Genomic DNA, 17,152 nt, shown 5'->3' with positions numbered 1-17,152 from the left:
GTTAATGGTGGCTAGCCTGCTGGGCGCTTATGCAAAAAAAACCTTTGCAGTGCGATGAAAATTTGGCATCAGGAATTCAACTGGCAACTGTTCACGACCAATAAATGTCTCTGCCGCAAATTAATAACTTGTTTGGCGCTACGAGGAGTTGCAAATCTTTTTGTTTTCCGGGCTAGATAAGGTCTGAGCGAGCGCTCGACGCGCTTGGCCCTAAAATGGATGAATTATGGCTGTCGAAATACTTGGGCGCGCATGTATTGCTCCCTCTGTTGCTAATGTACAGGAATTGCTTCTTCTTCTGAAAGAAGAAAGGTGTGCAGTTACTTCGATACCGAGTGACCGTTGGAATATGGCGCGATTCTGGCACCCTGCAAGAAGTGTCCAAGGGAAAGCTTACACGTTTTCGGCCGGCGTTATCGATGACGTTTATGGGTTCGATCCTGCCTTGTTCGGTCTATCGGCGCGTGAGGCTGCGCAGATGGATCCGCAGCAGAGAATTTTGCTTCAAACGGTGTGGCGCGCTCTTGAGGACGCTAGGATAGATGTGCCGCTCCTCGCGCGCGAAAGGGTCGGAATCTACATCGGGGCCTCGTCGCTAGACAGTGGCAATCTTCAGGTTGCTGATCCCGCCTCTGGAAGCCCTCACTTCATGACCGGCAACACGCTGTCGATCATATCGAACAGAATCTCCCATATCTTTGGTCTGCAAGGCCCAAGTATGACAATTGATACGGCGTGTTCTTCATCGCTGGTCGCACTTCATCAGGCAAGAAGAGCTCTTGAAAATGGCGAAATCGACACCGCAATTGTGGGTGGCGTCAATCTCTTGTTGCACCCTTTTTCGTTCATTGGCTTCTCTCAGGCTAGGATGCTCTCACCGGAAGGTCTCTGCAGGGCATATGCCGAAAATGGCGAAGGATACGTCCGTGCGGAAGGTGCTGGCTCTGTCGTGCTGCGGCGTGCCGACCGAGTTGCTCGCGAGGGAGGCCGCAGCTACGCAACGCTTCTCTCGACCGGCGTAAATTCTGCAGGCAGAACGAACGGCATTTCACTGCCATCGAAGGAAGCGCAGGCGGAGCTCTTGAGCTCGATCTACGGCGAAAATGGAATTGATCCAAACGATCTGGCTTTTATTGAGGGGCATGGCACGGGCACCAAGGTTGGTGATCCGGCAGAGCTGTGGGCCATCGGGACAGTCCTCGGGAAAGGCCGCGCCAAGCCGCTGCCAATCGGTTCGATCAAGTCCAATATTGGACACGCAGAACCGGCATCGGGTATACTTGGCCTTATAAAAGCGATATTGGCGCTCGAAAACGATGTCTTGCCGGCATCGCTTCATGCCGATGTACTCAACCAGAACGTTAATTTCGAAGATTTAAATATTGAAGTGAACCGATCCACGCGCGCACTGGAGCGGAGTGACAAGCGCCGACTTGCCGGGATTAATTCCTTTGGATTCGGCGGTACAAACGTTCACGTGGTCATTTCGGACCCTCCAAAACGGGCAGTCGAAGTTGCCGTGCCGTTCAGCGGAATGTTTGTTATTTCCGCGCACACTCCATCGGCACTTCAATCGCTGCTTCGCGACTATGACGCTCGGCTCTCGTCATCCGACGATGACGAGGTCGAGGCGATTGTTGCCGCCACCCATGATATGTCGCTCAGACATCGCTTTGCTGCCCTTGGCGCCAATTCCGGCGATATAGCAGACGTGATATCATCCTACTTGCAGGAAGGAAAAGCTGATCAGGCTCAGGTTGGCGAAGTGCCAGGCCGGGACGTTAAAACGGCGTTCGTCTATGCGGGGAATGGATCCCAATGGGCAGGAATGGGATTGGACGCCTATCAGGCAAATGCCGCGTTCAGGGCGAAGTTCGATGCCTTTAGCGAGATGTTCGTAAGCCAGGTCGGTCTCGATCTATCGGCACTGATAGGATCTGTTGATCTTGAGCAGGACCTGCGAGATACTCGCGTGGCGCAGCCATTGCTGTTTGCCGTGCAGGCCGCACTGACGGATTGCCTGGTTGAAAAGGGTATCAAGCCTGAGGTTGTGTTTGGTCATTCCGTTGGTGAAGTGGCAGCTGCTTACGCGGCGGGCATTTTGACGGCAAGGGACGCGGTTGCGATTGTCGCAATCCGGTCCAGACACCAGCATTCACTTGCCGGCAAAGGTGCCATGGCGGCTGCCGTCATGTCGGAGGCGTCGGCGCTTGCTTTCGCGAAGGAGCACGGTCTCGACAACATCGTCGTAGCCGGTGTGAATGCGCATAATTCCGTGACCATTTCCGGTCCTGTCGAAGACGTTCGTCAGTTCAAGTCTCTTTCGCAGATGTCACGCCATGTGGTGCATGTCCTCGATATCGATTATCCGTTTCACCACCCAATCATCGACAGTGAGCGGGAGGCGTTTCTCCGGGATATCCCCAAGCTTACACCGAAGTCCGGCCACACAGTCTTCATTTCAACTGTCACCGGAACAGAGATGGAAGGCGATGAACTTGACGCGGATTACTGGTGGAGAAATGTGCGCGAGCCAATCGCGTTTGAGGCAGCGGTTAGTCTTGCTGTTGCAAAGGGATGCAATCTCTTTCTCGAAATTTCGCCCCGGCCAATTCTATCTAACTATGTGATCGAAACTGCAAAGCAGCAATCCGCAGCTGCCGCGGTATTGCCGACGCTCAGTCGGTCTGGCCGGGAAGCGGGTTCCGATCCCGTTACAACCATTGCACTGCGCGCCGTCGCGCATGGTGTCAGCGCCCAACAGAGAAATGAGTGCGTGCCAGCGATCGATCTGCCGGCAATTCCTTTCGAAACGGTGAGCTACCGCACGACGCCGACGACGGACGGGATTAATCTTTTCGGCCGTGATGGCGCTGATGGCGGCTACACCCTTCTGGGTTGGCGCAACGATCCAAATTCCTCCGTCTGGAAGAACCATCTGGACGCACAGCTGTTTCCCGACTTGGCGGGGCATGTCGTCGACGGAAAATCCATTTTGCCTGGCAGCGCGTTCATTGAGATCGCAGTCCAGGCTGCGCGGCAGTTTTTTGGTGCTCAGGAAGTCGAGATTACTAATCTTGAAATCTTCCGACCGCTCGAATTGCGCGAGACGAAAATTGTCGAACTATCCACCAGGCTTTCGCCAGAGACCGGTTTTATCGAAATTGCGTCACGCGAATATCTGAGCGACAATGATTGGACAACACACGCCACTGCACGCAGCCGTAAGCCGGCGGATCAGTTGGGTGCGGCGAGACTGCGACCATCCAACGGAAAAATCCACAAAATTGAAGGCGACGAAGCTTATCAGACGGCACGCAGTTTCGGCCTGGATTACGCCGATTGTTTTCAGCTCCTCAAAACGGCTGAGGTGCATGACAGAAAGCATGTAGTCGTTGAACTACAGCCGGCCGCCAGTCCCGTCCATCCATATCTGAGCTATGGGCTCGATCCGGTGTCTACCGACGCTGCGTTTCACGGCCTCGTTGCACTTTTTGGCTCGCTGACCGGTGAGGCAGACGGTGCGCCTTACATTCCTGTGCGATTTGGGTCCGTCTGCTTTGCATCATCGGAAAAGCCAGTAACGCGCGCTGTCATCGAGATACAGCGTTTCAGTCCTCATAGCCTCAAGTCGCGCATTGACCTGATCGCTACCGATGGATCGCTGGTTGCGTCACTCGACGATTGCAGATTCAGGCGAACGTGGCTGCGACAGCACGCAACTCTTGAAACGGTTACTTTTCACTATGAAGCGGTGCCGGGAACGATCGACCTCGCCGCCGCCACCAAATCCTCCATGGCGGAGGGAGCAGGATATCTGCCAACAGTTGATCCAACTCCGGTTGGGGATGCCACGCTAATTCTCAATGCCGCAGTCCTTCGTGCGTCTTTTGACATAGGTCACCTTCTTGCCGATGAGGAGCACATCGTCTCCCTGGCACTTTTGCCGGGCGATCAGGAATTCAGGTGCTACCTCACGAGCTGCCTTTATGCGCTCCAGGATGCGGGAATTGCACAGCCAACCGACAAGGGGTGGATTCTACCAGAGCGATGTGATCTGCCGTCCATTAACGATCTTCTCAGGCAGATTAATGCGCGCTTTCCAGACAGGGTCGCCGAAGCCGTTCTCGTCAACGATGTGTACCGGGAGGCGATGGACCGGATTTCCGGTCAGTCATCTTTGCAAAAAACGGAAAGCTCGGTGTTCCTGAGCGACGCAACACTCGATCACGTTCGGCATCATACCGCCCTGGCAAGACAGCGCGAAGCGCACGTCCTGTCAGCAGTCGAAGCAGCTCTACGCGAGGTTCAACCGGGTGATGGCTTCGCGGTCGTCGAACTTTGTGCGGTATCGCCGGCGTTCACTCAGCGCTTGTCACAGCTGGTAGCTCGCAAAGGTGGGACGCTTACTGTTGCTGAGTCCTCGGAACATCTACGTCGTACTCTGGAGATAGCTTTCGAGCGCAACCCGTCCATCTCGTGTTTGGACCTCGAAAACTCCGCTGCCGCATTAAGGGCAGATCTTGTTGTCAGCGCCAGCGGCGATACCTTCGGGAAAGTGAGCCGCGACAGACGTTTGCAGGCGATTATGCGCTCTGCCGCTTCGAGCGGCGCAACCTTCGCCGTTGTCGATATGGCATCATCCAGCTTTGCGGATTTTATCTTCGGCCTGACAGATGGCTGGTTCTCCAACAGCGTAACGCCTGAATTCCCAATTGGGCAATTCGCTACGGAGGATCAGTGGGGCCAGCTGTTAGAGGATTTCGGCTTCTCCACCATGAATGTGAAGCAGCGAGACCATGCCGATGGTGCGTTGCTGTTCGTCGAGGCTTCGGCCGCTGGTCATCGTCCTGCGGCTTACGCCAACCAGAGCTCGTTTGAGAGCATTGTAGAAATCGCGCACCAAAGCGCCGGTTCCTTCCCCGACTTCGATGCGCTTCCTTTGACCGCCGATAGTGCCGAGACCGCATTCGATGCGTATCTGGCTGAAAGGCAAGGCACACTGGCATTTGTGTTTGAGGTCTATCGCGGAGGCTGTGGGTCTGAAAGCTTGCAGGACTCGGTTCAGATTCTCAGCGCTCTCGCAGAGGCTGCACGGAGACGCATGCGGGTTATTGGCTCGCCACTAAGGATACGGCTCGTCGTACTTGCCGAAGGCGGTTCGCCCGCCGGATCGGCAGCGCCTGACGCGGTCGCAAGCGGGCTTTGGACATTTGTCCGCACCCTTGAGAACGAATATGATGAGATCGAGGTGTTACTCCTTGACCCGGCTGCGGGAAATACGATGCGCTCAAGCGCCGTACTTGCCTTGCTTTCCACGGGTGAACCCGACAGGGAGTGGGTACAGGATAAGAGAACCGGTCTGCTCTCCGTTGTGAGGGCTGTGCCCGGTCACGCAGCAAATCTAGATTTGAAGACGAATGATTTCGAAAGTGCATCCATCCGCCAGCTCGCTGCCGGGCGTATCGATTCAATTTCTTGGGAAGAGAACAAGCTGCCTGCGCCATCTGCTGGGGAAGTCAGCGTCAAGGTCGCGGCAACCGGGTTGAATTTCCGAGATGTTATGTGGTCGATGGGCCTGCTGCCTGAAGAGGCTCTGGAAGATGGCTTCGCCGGCGCCACAATCGGTATGGAGATGTCCGGCAAGATTGTTGCTGTCGGCGATGGAGTTCGTGATCTAGCGCCCGGTGACAAGGTCATGGGCATCGCTTCGCAGGCGCTTTCAACGCATGTCGCCGTGGCGCGAGATGGCGTCACAAGAATTCCGGCCGGTGTCGATCTAGACGCTGCAGCAACCGTGCCGGTTGCGTTTCTCACGGCTTATTATGCGCTCGTGGAACTGGGTCGTATCCGCCAGGGTGATACAATCCTCATCCACGGCGCGGCTGGCGGGGTCGGGCTCGCAGCGCTTCAGATCGCCAAACTTAACGGCGCAAAGGTCATTGCAACGGCGGGAACGGTTGAGAAGAGACGTTTCCTGTCGCTGCTCGGTGCCGACCATGTGTTCGATTCGCGCTCTCTCGCTTTTGTCGGTGATGTCTTGCGCGTGACCGATGGCAAGGGAGTAGAGCTTGTCCTGAATTCGCTTTTTGCCGAAGCGATGGAACGCAGCTTCGAGCTTCTGAAGCCGTTTGGGCGCTTTTTGGAACTCGGGAAACGGGATTATTATTCCGACCGCAAACTTGCCCTCCGGCCTTTCCGACGGAATATATCATATTTCGGGATCGACGCTGACCAGCTTCTGATCAGCGAGCCCGAGCTTACCCGGCGCATTTTCCGCGAGGTGGGGGCGCTCTTTGCCGACGGTAAGCTTGCCCCGCTGCCGTACCGGGCATTCAATTACGATGAGACCGGCCCGGCATTTCGCCTCATGCAGAATGCAGGCCATATCGGAAAAATTATTATCCGGCCGCCGCAGGCCATGCGGGAGACTGTTCAAAAACGCGAACCGCAATACCTCGGGCTGAGCTCGGGCGTTTATCTCGTAGTTGGCGGGATTGGGGGCTTCGGGCTTGCTGCTGCTGACTGGCTTGCGAAACGGGGAGCGTCGCATGTGGCTCTTTGCAGCCGACGTGGTATTCCGGATGATGAAACCCTAACTGCTATGGCGAAGTGGAATGCCGCTGGAGTAGCCTCAAGTGTTCATGCGTGCGATGTCACGAATGAAGTAGCACTCGGTGCCTTGCTCGATAAGCTGCGCTCAACCGGTCCAATTAAGGGCATTGTACACGCTGCAATGGTTCTCGATGACGGGCTTATTGGAAATCTCGATCGCCAGCGCAATAGAGCGGTCATTGACGTTAAAGCAAAGGGTGCAGCAAATCTTGATCGCCTAACTCGCCAAGACAAACTCGAATTGTTCCTTCTTTTTTCCTCGGCAACCACGATGATTGGTAATCCAGGGCAAGCCAACTATGTTGCGGCGAATGGATATCTAGAAGGGCTGGCCAGGGCGCGAAGAGCTGCTGGGCTTCCTGCCCTAGCGGCCGGGTTCGGCGCGATTTCCGATGCAGGGTTCCTGGCACGCAACACCGATGTGAATGATATTCTTGCTCGCCGCATTGGAAAGTCGGCAATGAAGGCAACGAGCGCGCTCAATTTCGTGGAGCGCATCCTTGTGAAGGCTGGCGGTACGACGGACGAAGCCGTCGTTATGGTTGCTGAAATTGATTGGGCAAGCGCGGGGTCGTTGCCGTTGACGGCGCAGCCGTTATTTTCGGCAGTTCCCCGCAACGCCATCTCGAATGCCGGCGCAGGTGACGGTGACAGCATCGATCTTTCTGCTTTGATATTCGGCAAGTCGAGGGAGGAGGCCAGTGGCCTTCTTCATACGTTCCTTGCCGCTGAAATTGCGTCGATACTGAAGGTTGCTGAAGACAGCATCAGGGCCGACAAGGCTCTGAAAGACATCGGTCTCGATAGCCTCATGGCAATGGAACTCGGTGCAAGTTTCCAGCAAAAGACCGGCATAGACATTCCATTTTCGGGCATGGGAGAAGGCGCGACAATCGGTGACATCGTGCAAAAGCTGTATGACAAAGTGACGTCCAGCACCTCAACGGAGGCGAGGGCCGCAGGACAAGAGATGTCTTCAGTTTTGACGACGTTGACGGAAAAACATGGAGCCAACGCGCAGGAACGGAAAACGGCTTAGATGATCGATAATGAGGACGCTGACGGTGGCGTTGCGAAAACGCCGGACACGGGCTACATGGACGCGATGCGCAATCGACATGACGTCGCCGGTAAGAGCCGGCTTGCACGCGTCAACAGGTGGATTCCGCAGCAGGCGAGGGCTCCCAAGCGCTTCGAGGATCTGCCGGAGTACAGGAAGATCCTGGCGCAAAAGGCAATCAGCGAACTAGCCGGCGTCGATAACCCTTTCTACCGTTCCCACGAGAAGGCTGCGGGTGCCACATCCCGCATTGACGGCCGCGAAGTCATCAATTTTGCTTCTTACGATTATCTGGCGACGAACGGCCATCCAGCGGTGCATGAAGCTGCAATTGCCGCCATCGGCCAATTTGGCATATCCGCGTCGGCAAGCCGTCTAGTCGCAGGTGAAAGGCCGCAGCACGGCTTACTGGAGGAAAAGATAGCCGGGATTTATGAGACGGAAGCTGCGGTCTGTTTTGTCAGCGGCTATCTTACCAATTCTACGGTCATAAGCTGCGTCGTAGGCCCAACGGACCTGGTTATCCACGACGAGCTGATCCACAACAGTGTTCTGGCAGGTATCAAGCTATCAGGCGCCACCCGTCGTTTTTTCCGGCACAACGACATTGCCGATCTCGAAAATATCCTCACTGGAATTGAGGGTGATTTTGATCGCATACTCGTGATTGTCGAAGGCGTTTACTCAATGGACGGGGACGTCGCGCCACTCCCCCAACTCGTCAGCCTGCGAACAAAATTTGGCTTTTGGCTGATGGTTGACGAAGCTCATGCACTCGGGGTGTTGGGCGAGAGGGGCCGGGGAACTTTTGAGCATTACGGGGTCGATCCTGGCAATATCGATATATGGATGGGGACCTTGTCCAAGACCGCTTCAAGCTGCGGTGGATATGTGGCCGGGTGTTCACCTCTGATACAGATATTAAAGGCAAATGCTGGAGGCTTTGTTTATAGCGTCGGCTTGCCGCCTGTGCTAGCGAGCAGCGCCCTTGCCAGCCTCTCAATCCTGGAGGACGAGCCGGAGCGCGTTGAGCGGTTGCGAGAAAATGGAAGCCTTTTTCTCGATTTGGCGCGCCGCGCCGGCTTGGATACTGGCACGAGCGGCGGATATTCCGTCGTGCCAGTCATGGTTGGAGATTCGTTGCGTGCCGTTGAGTTATCGAACGCGCTGTTGAAGGAAGGCATCAATGCCCTCCCAATCATCTATCCCGCCGTGCAGGAGGGAATGGCTCGTCTTCGTTTCTTCCTGACGAGTGACCACACCCGCGATCATATCGAGACTGCCGTCAATATGACGGCGGAATGTCTGAAAGACCTGGTGGAACGTAACGTCGGTCTTGGAAATCTCGATTTGCAGCAAGTCGCAAAGATATTCAGCTAACCGGCCCGGATTTGGAAAAGGCTAATGCCTCACATCATCATAACGGGTGGCTCGAGCGGCATTGGCCTGGAGATTGCTCGGATTTACTACAACAGAGGCTACCGTGTTTCGTTGATTGCAAGACGGTTAGAGCTTTTAGTCGAGGCTGCTAGAGAGATTGCCGGGACCGGTTTTGCGGAGAATAGATCGGTATATTTCGCTTCGGCTGATGTGAGTGACGAGTTGGCGCTGACAACGGCGATTAGGGCAGCCGAAGAGCGTCAGGGTCCTTGCGACGTGCTTGTGGCCTCTGCCGGGCGCGTCGATCCGCAGGCATTCGAAGAGCAGTCCGTGTCAGTATTTGAGGCGCAACTGTCGGTCAACTTTATGGGGTGCGTGCATGCTGTCCGCGCGGTCCTCCAAGGCATGAAGAAAAGAGGAAACGGCCGTATTATGTTGGTGTCATCAGGGGCGGCTCTCCTGGGTATCCCAGGCTACAGCGCCTATTGTGCTTCTAAATCGGCTCTTTCTGCCTTCGGCGAGTCGTTACGATTGGAGGTCGCAAAAGCTGGTGTCGCCGTGAGTGTCAGTTTTCCCCCCGATACGATGACGCCCCAATACGAAAAGGAAGTACCATTAAGGCCTGAACCCGCCAGACGCTTGATGGGCACTGTTGCACCATGGCCTGCCGAGAAGGTGGCGGATCGTATTGTAAAGGGCATAGATAGGGGCGCGGCGCAGTTACATTTCGGCGCGGCACTCACGCTGCTTTCATATTTTTCCGCATTCATAAAACCGGTGCTTTACTGGCGCCTGCAGCGATCGCAGTCCTGAATATGGAAACACACCTGTCCAATATCTCGCTTCATCATGATCATCCAGTCGCTCTCGCAGCCCTATCGTTTCTTGTCTCGGCGATCGTCGTTTACCTGACGGACCCGTTCGCTATGCCTCGGCAAATCCGAAGGCAAAATCGCCTGCTGCATAGTCGAGCGCGCATCTTTGTCGAACACCTCGCTCGGCTTCCGATTATTCTTTTCGTCTATTCCATCTTCTTTGCAATCTCGTGGCGGCCACTTTATTGCGGGTTGGGAACAATCAGCTTTTTTGTCATTTTCACCGGCATATCGCGGGTGAAATATATTTTTATTCGTGAACCCATCGTTTTTTCTGACATTGCGCTGGTTGTCGATGTCTTCAAATACAAGAGCATTTTTTACGCTACCAATTTCAACGTGCTGTTCTGGCTGGTGGCGCTTTCTTACGTATTCGGCGTCTCGGCCCTCTTTATGATTTTCGAGCCGTCCATCCTGCCGTCGCAGTATGCCTGGCTGTGGATTTTGATTGGCGCGCTCTTGCCATGTCTCTCAATATTGCTGCTTTTCGTAAAGCCGGTCGGACATTTCGCAGCATCAGTCGCGCAGAGGCTGCTGACAACTTTGAACGTTAAATCCAACACGGCGAGGTTCGGAACCTTTGCTTCAGTCAGCTACCATTTCATGATGTGGCTCGGCATGCGGCGTGAGGCGATTATCGAGGACCTAACCAAGGGCCTGCAAGGCGTCATCCACGATTTGTTGGGCGAGCCCACACGTGAATCCCCCCTGGTTATTTTTTGGCAATCGGAATCCTTCATGGACCTGCGAAATGTTGGGTGTGATGACCTCGATTTGCCGACGATCGATATTTTGAAGGAGCGGGCAGCACAATGGGGCCGCCTCATCAGCGTTTTCGAAGGGGGATATACACTTAGAACTGAGTTTGCGGTCTTGAGCGGACTTCAGCCGGATGACGTCCACGCAGATGCAAGTTACCCCTATCTTCGCGCTTCGCACTACGCGGATATTGTTTGGCCAAATAAGCTTCGCAAGGCCGGATGGCATACGCACTTCATCCATCCTTATGATCGGACCTTTTTTCTGAGGCACAAGGCAATGCCGATCCTGGGCTTTGCCGAAATGACAATGCTTGACGGCTTCGATCATGTTCCTGGTCGCGACGGACCCTACGTTTCGGACATGCGCCTTACGGAAAAAGTTCTGGAGATCGCAAAGACAGTCGACAGGCACCAGTCCACTCTGCTTTTCGTCGCCTCCATGGCAAATCATGGGCCTTGGGAACCGGGTCGCGTCGAGGGCATGACTGATCCGGTCGAGATCTACAAAGAGTTATTGCGAAAAGCAGATGAAGCGCTTGCTCGTCTTGTTGAGGAACTCGACACATATGATCGCCCGGTGTGGCTTGCATTTTACGGCGACCATGCGCCACTGTTGAAGAAGTACGCCGATCCTTTTCCTGATCCGAGAACGGACTATTTCATCGTTCCGCTGGCGAAAGCAAAAGAGACCAAGCATGTCGTAACCGCTTCCCGCATCGAGGCGCCGTGGACGCTATTCGAGACGTTGTTATGGCACGCGCATCTCTACAAGGAGCAGTTCAAGTGAGCTCTCAGGGACCGTATCTCTTTCTTCAGGGACCATCGTCTCCGCTTTTTTCAAATATGGCTGGCCATCTCACTCGCGCAGGCCATGCCTGTTACCGCATCAACCTGAATGTCGGAGACCAGATATTCTGGCGCAGGGGCGGTGCCATGAATTATCGGGGCCGCGCGGAGAACTGGAGCAGCTTCGTTCAACAGTTTGTCCAGGACTATGGCATCAAAACCGTGATCCTGTTTGGTGAGGAGAGGCCTTATCACCGTGAGGCCATCAAGGTTGCAAAGGCTTATGGCGCAACAATCGTTGCAGTGGAAATGGGGTATCTGCGCCCGGATTGGGTAACGGTGGAGCGAGATGGGCTATCGTCCAATTCCCATTTCCCCAACGATCCTGCGGCAATCCTCAAGGCGGCGGAGAACCTTCCTGAGCCGCACTGGACGCGCAGGTTCAACCAGACTTTCCTGGCAGAAGCGCTATTCGATCTCGCCTATTATCTGCCGGCATCTTTTCTATGGTTTCTTTATCCCCACTATCGCTTCCACGGTATAAGTCATCCCCTTCGAGAGTATGCCGGATGGATAGGTCGTCTGATAACCAAGCGCCGTCGCAGTCGTGAGGCCGCCAATTTGCAGCGCCGATTGATGGCGTCGCCGGGGTCTTATTTCGTGTATCCGCTTCAGCTGGAGACAGATTATCAACTGCGATCGCATTCGCCCTTCAACTCGCAGAGGGAGGCGATAGAGTTGGTTCTTCAGTCATTCGCAGCGAGAGCGGACAAAGATGCGCGTTTGGCAGTCAAGACACATCCGCTGGACAATGGCCTTATTTCCTGGCGAAAGGTCGTACAGGCCACGGCAGACCGCTTCAGCATCGGCGATCGTGTCGTGTTTCTCGATGGCGGCGATTTAGGAGCGCTTTTTAGCGGTGCGCGTGGCGTAGTCACTGTCAATTCTACTGCAGCGCTAGCGGCTCTCACGCTTGGAATAAGGGCGAAGGTCCTTGGCTCAGCGGTATATGACATTCCCGGCCTGACGGCGCAGGAAGCGATCGATGATTTTTGGCAGTCAGAGGGGCAACCTGACGAGGCATTAAAGAAGGCATTTTTTCGTCTGGTCGCCTACTCAATTCAGGAGCGCGGTAATTTCTGCAGTTATGATGGTGCAGATGCAGCCGCGAGAGCTATAGCTCGTCGCCTCTTGGAGGGAAGGCTGAACGCCGATAGCGGAGGGGGACTGAGGCGAAAACCAGTCAAGTTGGAAAAGCCAAAAGTATAATATTCACCACTGGTTGAACAATTCTCTCGGTCTGCTTTATTTGAAGTTGTTTGAAACAGCCGATATGGGTATCAGAGGCGGTCATGCATTGCTGTTAAAGCCGAGCTCGGCTTTTCGAGAATTCGTATCAAGGGGTTGCTTTTCGTTGTTAATGTCGAGCGTTTCATGGCTTTTATCTCGAATATTTGCTTTCGGCGGGGTGCAAAAATCCCACCTAGAGCGGCAGGTCGCTCACATAAATAAGTTCGTTCATTACCAGCCATCGGGCGGTCTGCCGCCAGAACACGCGTTCGATCCAACCCGGATGCACATCACATTCCTCATCCCCGACTTCAAACCCGGCGCGGGTGGGCACATGACGATCTTCAGGATCGCAAGCTATCTAGAAAAGTTCGGGCACAATGTAGCCTTCCTAGTTCAAAATCCGAGTGTTCACAAAAGCGGCAGCGAAGCGCTCAAAACGATAAACACCCATTTTCTGCCATTTTCCGGGGAAGTCGAACTTTTCTCCGGCACAACTCCCACGGCCTCTGGCGATGCGCTGATCGCTACGGATCGTTTCACCTGCTATCCGGTGAAGGCGATGGAAAAGTTCAGGCGAAAGTTCTATTTCGTCCAGGACTACGAACCGCTGTTCTATCCGGCCGGCACCGAAGCATTGCTCACCGAAGCCACGTATTCTTTTGGCTTCGACTGCCTTTGTGCGGGAGAATGGCTTCATAAGATCATGTCTCAGAAATACGGACAATGGTCGATGCACTGGCCTCTTGCTTACGATCACGCCGTCTATTCGCCTCGTCTCGAGGAAGCATCAAGGCCCACTAATCGCATTGCTATATATGCCCGCTGGGTGACGCCGCGCCGCGCCGTGGAGCTCGCTTTCATGGCTCTTGAAATTCTGAAGGAACGTGGTGTCGAATTCGAAGTCGACTTCTTTGGGTGGAAGCTCGGCCCCCTTCAGGTGAGCTTTCCCTATCGCGATCACGGCATCCTGGATGGAGCAAAGCTCGCAGAGCTTTACCGTGAAAGTACCTTTGGGGTTGTGTTCTCCGCGACAAATCATTCGCTCGTCAATCGGGAAATGATGGCCTGCGGCCTTCCGGTAATCGATCTCGATCTGGATACCGTGACATCGATTTTCCCTGCCGGAACAATAGCCCTTGCCAAACCCAATCCGCTTGACATCGCCGATGTCATGGAGCGACTTCTCAAAAATCAACAGGAGCGAGAAGAGCTTTCTCTCGCGGGTAAAAGCCACGTCGCCGACCTCTCCTGGGAGAATTCCGCGCGAATGGTAGAAAAGGCCATTCAAGACCGGATCATGTATGGATCAAGTGAGCAGTTACGATGAACAATCTGAAATGTTCGGTCGTCATCCCTGTGAAGAACGCGGTGCGCATACTGCCGGAAGTTATCGATCGGGTGCTTTCCCAGAAAACAGAATGGCCGTTTGAGGTCATCGTTATCGATTCCGGTTCTCAAGACGGCACGGCTGAATATCTGCGCAATCTAGACACGGTTCGTCTCATTGAGATTTCACCATCCGATTTTGGGCACGGTAGGACCCGAAACCTCGGTGTGAGTATCTCGAGCTCACAGTTCGTTGCGTTTCTAACTCATGATGCTGTTCCGAAAGATGATTTTTGGCTCGCAAATCTCGTCGCTGTTGCGGAGACCGACACGCAGATCGCCGGTGTTTTCGGCCGGCATGTCGCTCGCGATGACGCATCACCTTACACAAAGTACGATCTTGATCGACACTTTGACGGTTTTGGAAAATTGCCGCTAGTCCATAGTCGGGCGCTTGACGAGGCGCGCTACGAGACCGAACAGGGCTGGCGCCAGATTATGCATTTTTATTCAGACAACAATTCCCTCATGAGAAGGTCAGTCTGGGAGACGATTCCTTATCCAGATGTGGAATTTGCAGAAGACCAGCTCTGGGCAAGAGCGGTCATAGAAGCAGGATATAAGAAAGCCTACTGTGCCGATGCGGTAGTGATACATTCTCACGACTACGGATTGCGTGAGCAATTCAGCCGTGCGTTTGACGAGTCGCGGAACTTCCGAAAGTATTTCGGCTACCTGCTCAGTCCGACACCATTCCATCTGTTTGAAGCAATTTACAGATTCACAATCGAAGCCTTTTCGCAGGATCTTGATCCTCGGTATGGAAAGTTGCGCCGTCGCGACAGGCTGAGACGGGCGCTGCAACGGTCGATGTTGGTTGCTGGCCATTGCGCCGGCGCAAATCATGAAATTTTTCCGGCCTGGTTAGCCAGGCGTATGTCTCTTGATGAAAAGCTTTTTAGGTCTTAGCACGGTGCCTTTGAATAAGAACGGATTTCAGATGATGATAACGTGGGCGCGGAATTTCGCGCTGGAGTGCTACAGGCGCTTGCAAGATGTTCGTCGCCGCGGCGAGCCCCAACGCGATATGACGCCTGAGGACGAGGAAAATCTTCGCAAAACGCTCAATTTTTCCTTCATGGCGGATGCGCAGAACATTCGCATGATGTCTTGCTTCACACCCGAGAGCCGCGAAGAGTTTGCCGTGAAAACAGGCTCGCTCGTACTTTATCCACCGGCTGAAGCTATTGCGATAAAGCTTCAGGAGGAGGAAGCCGCCTTGCGGGCGGCGCCTAAAGGTTATTCGCTGAAACAATTGAACGGGATAAACATTGGCTGCGGGGACAGGCGGATAAGCGAGTATCTGACGCCCGTTGACATTATGCGTGAGGATGAAGGGTCGAGCGGCGCACACCACGCATTTTTGAAGGATGCCATTCTTGCCAATCCCGAAGATTTGCCGTTCAAGCTAGAGAGCCTAGACTATATTGTCGCCTTGCACATGTTGGAGCACGTATCTGACCCAGTCGCCGTGCTAATGCATTGGGGAAGTGTGCTGAAGCCCGGTGGTGGTATAGGGCTGATATTGCCTGACTATCGCTATACCTGGAATGCGGCTGGCGATCAAAGCCAGTTCGGCCACAAGTGGAATTCGAGCGCAGAGATTTTCAGGCGTCTTTTCACTGAGGCGCTGGCCGATCACTTTGAAATGGAAGTTATCGACACATTGCCTCGAAAGATTAGCTTCGACGTCGTTTTGCGGAAGAAAGGCACGTTCGTTCCTTTTTCCATATCCAATGCCACGAGTTTGAATTCCGGCGCCCAACTGGCCGCGTCTGGCAAGATGATCGGTAACTCCGAGGTCCAGACCTGATTAAACAGCGATAACGAGACGCGCAGAGGCAAAAGGACCAAGTGAATGTACTTCAACGTCTATTCCGACACTGGCGAGACGATCGAAGGATATTTGATCCCTGATGGCTTTTCCACGAAGCCGACCATAACGGTGACGTGTAATTCGCAGACATATGGGCCATTCCCGTGTAACGTTTTTCTCGAAGGGCCGCTTAAACATGGCCACCACGACACAGGTGTCGTTGGCTTCCGCTTGGACGGTGAAAATGTGCCAGGGCTCCCAGGTTCATCGGACGTTCTCATTGCGGACGACGAGACCGGCTTTGTTATCTATCAGAGATATGACGCCAACCGACACGTTCCCAAACGTGTGTTCCGTCTCGAAACCCAGTTCGCGCCGCATAAGGAATTGGACAACAGTCTGAAGGACCACTTCCAATTTCATGCTGGCAGCGCTGAGCTATATGGCGGAGAAACCGTCCGCCAGATGCTGGAGATAGTCAATCAACCGTCGACCTACGTAAGCGGCCGAGTTTTGCTCAGGACGGTGCATCGCTACTTTACTGATGAAACCCTACGAATCACGTCCCTTAGAGACCCATTCTATGAGTTGGCCATAAGGCTCCTGACTGTCGCTTCTCATAAGAAGCGGCCACTAAAGTTCATGTCCGAGCGTGACATGATTCTCTTCGAGCCAGCGATGCAGCACTTCTCGGACACCAATTTTAGCGATCCTCAGGCTATTAAGGCAAAGGTACTCAGCGCACACAAAGACGTGCTTTCCCTTTTCGAGTCACCGTTCACGCACCAGCTGGTGGCGACCAACCCAACAGAAAAAATATCCCGTGATGGTGTGTCTAGTGCTCTTGATGCGCTTTCGCAGTTCACAATTTTCGATCCTCACGAAACCGATAGCGACATAGCGGATGCAATTAGTGAGAGCACCGGCATAGCGCGCGATGACATCGCTTTCTCGCCGGTCCGATCACCTTTCCTTGAAATCGCAAACATCTTGAGAGAGATCAAGATCCTGGAGCATGTGCTTGAAAATGATCTTATTCTGTTGCACTTCATTCGGAAAGCAGAGCAGAGAGCGAAATCATAACTGTTCTTCCAATATGCGATTTCCAGCGCATGCCTTAGTCTCTGGCATTCATCCGCTGTTGTCGGTATAAACTTGTGGCTGCGTCGCCACCGTAAAA

General features: G+C 54.0%; 9 protein-coding genes. All 9 read left to right on the top strand.

Annotated elements, in window-relative coordinates; genetic code table 11:
* Positions 1-226 precede the first annotated feature (226 nt).
* The 9 genes from AB4Z23_RS19375 to AB4Z23_RS19335 are packed head-to-tail and all read left to right on the top strand — an operon-like array spanning position 227 to position 17,055.
* The gene (locus AB4Z23_RS19375) at positions 227-7,654 is read left to right on the top strand and encodes a type I polyketide synthase (protein WP_441360629.1); all 7,428 of its coding nucleotides are present in this window, start codon (positions 227-229) and stop codon (positions 7,652-7,654) included.
* Entirely contained in the window at positions 7,655-9,055 is a 1,401-nt protein-coding gene (locus AB4Z23_RS19370; RefSeq protein WP_441360628.1) for an aminotransferase class I/II-fold pyridoxal phosphate-dependent enzyme, read from the top strand.
* A gap of 24 nt (positions 9,056-9,079) precedes the next feature.
* Positions 9,080-9,868, top strand: a complete 789-nt coding sequence (locus AB4Z23_RS19365) for an SDR family oxidoreductase (RefSeq protein ID WP_112355141.1) — start codon at positions 9,080-9,082, stop codon at positions 9,866-9,868.
* 2 nt (positions 9,869-9,870) lie between these two features.
* On the top strand, positions 9,871-11,478 hold the full coding sequence (locus AB4Z23_RS19360; protein ID WP_112355140.1) for an LTA synthase family protein: 1,608 nt from the start codon (positions 9,871-9,873) through the stop codon (positions 11,476-11,478).
* A complete protein-coding gene (locus tag AB4Z23_RS19355) occupies positions 11,442-12,746 on the top strand; it encodes a capsule biosynthesis protein (protein WP_441360627.1) in 1,305 nt (434 codons plus the stop codon). The genes AB4Z23_RS19360 and AB4Z23_RS19355 overlap by 37 nt, the downstream gene beginning before the upstream one ends.
* A gap of 13 nt (positions 12,747-12,759) precedes the next feature.
* Positions 12,760-14,097 carry a glycosyltransferase family 4 protein gene (locus AB4Z23_RS19350; RefSeq protein ID WP_112355138.1) on the top strand — a complete coding sequence of 446 codons (1,338 nt, stop codon included), beginning with the start codon at positions 12,760-12,762 and terminating at the stop codon, positions 14,095-14,097.
* Complete coding sequence (locus tag AB4Z23_RS19345) at positions 14,094-15,065, top strand: glycosyltransferase family 2 protein (protein WP_113048285.1); 972 nt, start codon at positions 14,094-14,096, stop codon at positions 15,063-15,065. Before AB4Z23_RS19350 ends, AB4Z23_RS19345 begins: the two co-directional genes overlap by 4 nt.
* Positions 15,043-15,969 carry a class I SAM-dependent methyltransferase gene (locus AB4Z23_RS19340; RefSeq protein ID WP_113048286.1) on the top strand — a complete coding sequence of 309 codons (927 nt, stop codon included), beginning with the start codon at positions 15,043-15,045 and terminating at the stop codon, positions 15,967-15,969. The genes AB4Z23_RS19345 and AB4Z23_RS19340 overlap by 23 nt, the downstream gene beginning before the upstream one ends.
* 45 nt (positions 15,970-16,014) lie before the next feature.
* Positions 16,015-17,055: a hypothetical protein gene (locus tag AB4Z23_RS19335; protein ID WP_112355135.1), complete on the top strand. Its 1,041-nt coding sequence runs from the start codon at positions 16,015-16,017 to the stop codon at positions 17,053-17,055.
* Positions 17,056-17,152 lie beyond the last annotated feature (97 nt).

It is taken from the genome of Agrobacterium sp. MCAB5 (assembly GCF_052114365.1).
GTDB lineage: Bacteria > Pseudomonadota > Alphaproteobacteria > Rhizobiales > Rhizobiaceae > Agrobacterium > Agrobacterium tumefaciens.
The sequence above is the reverse complement of the archived record's forward strand: the minus strand, read 5'-3'. Positions and strand labels throughout refer to the sequence as shown.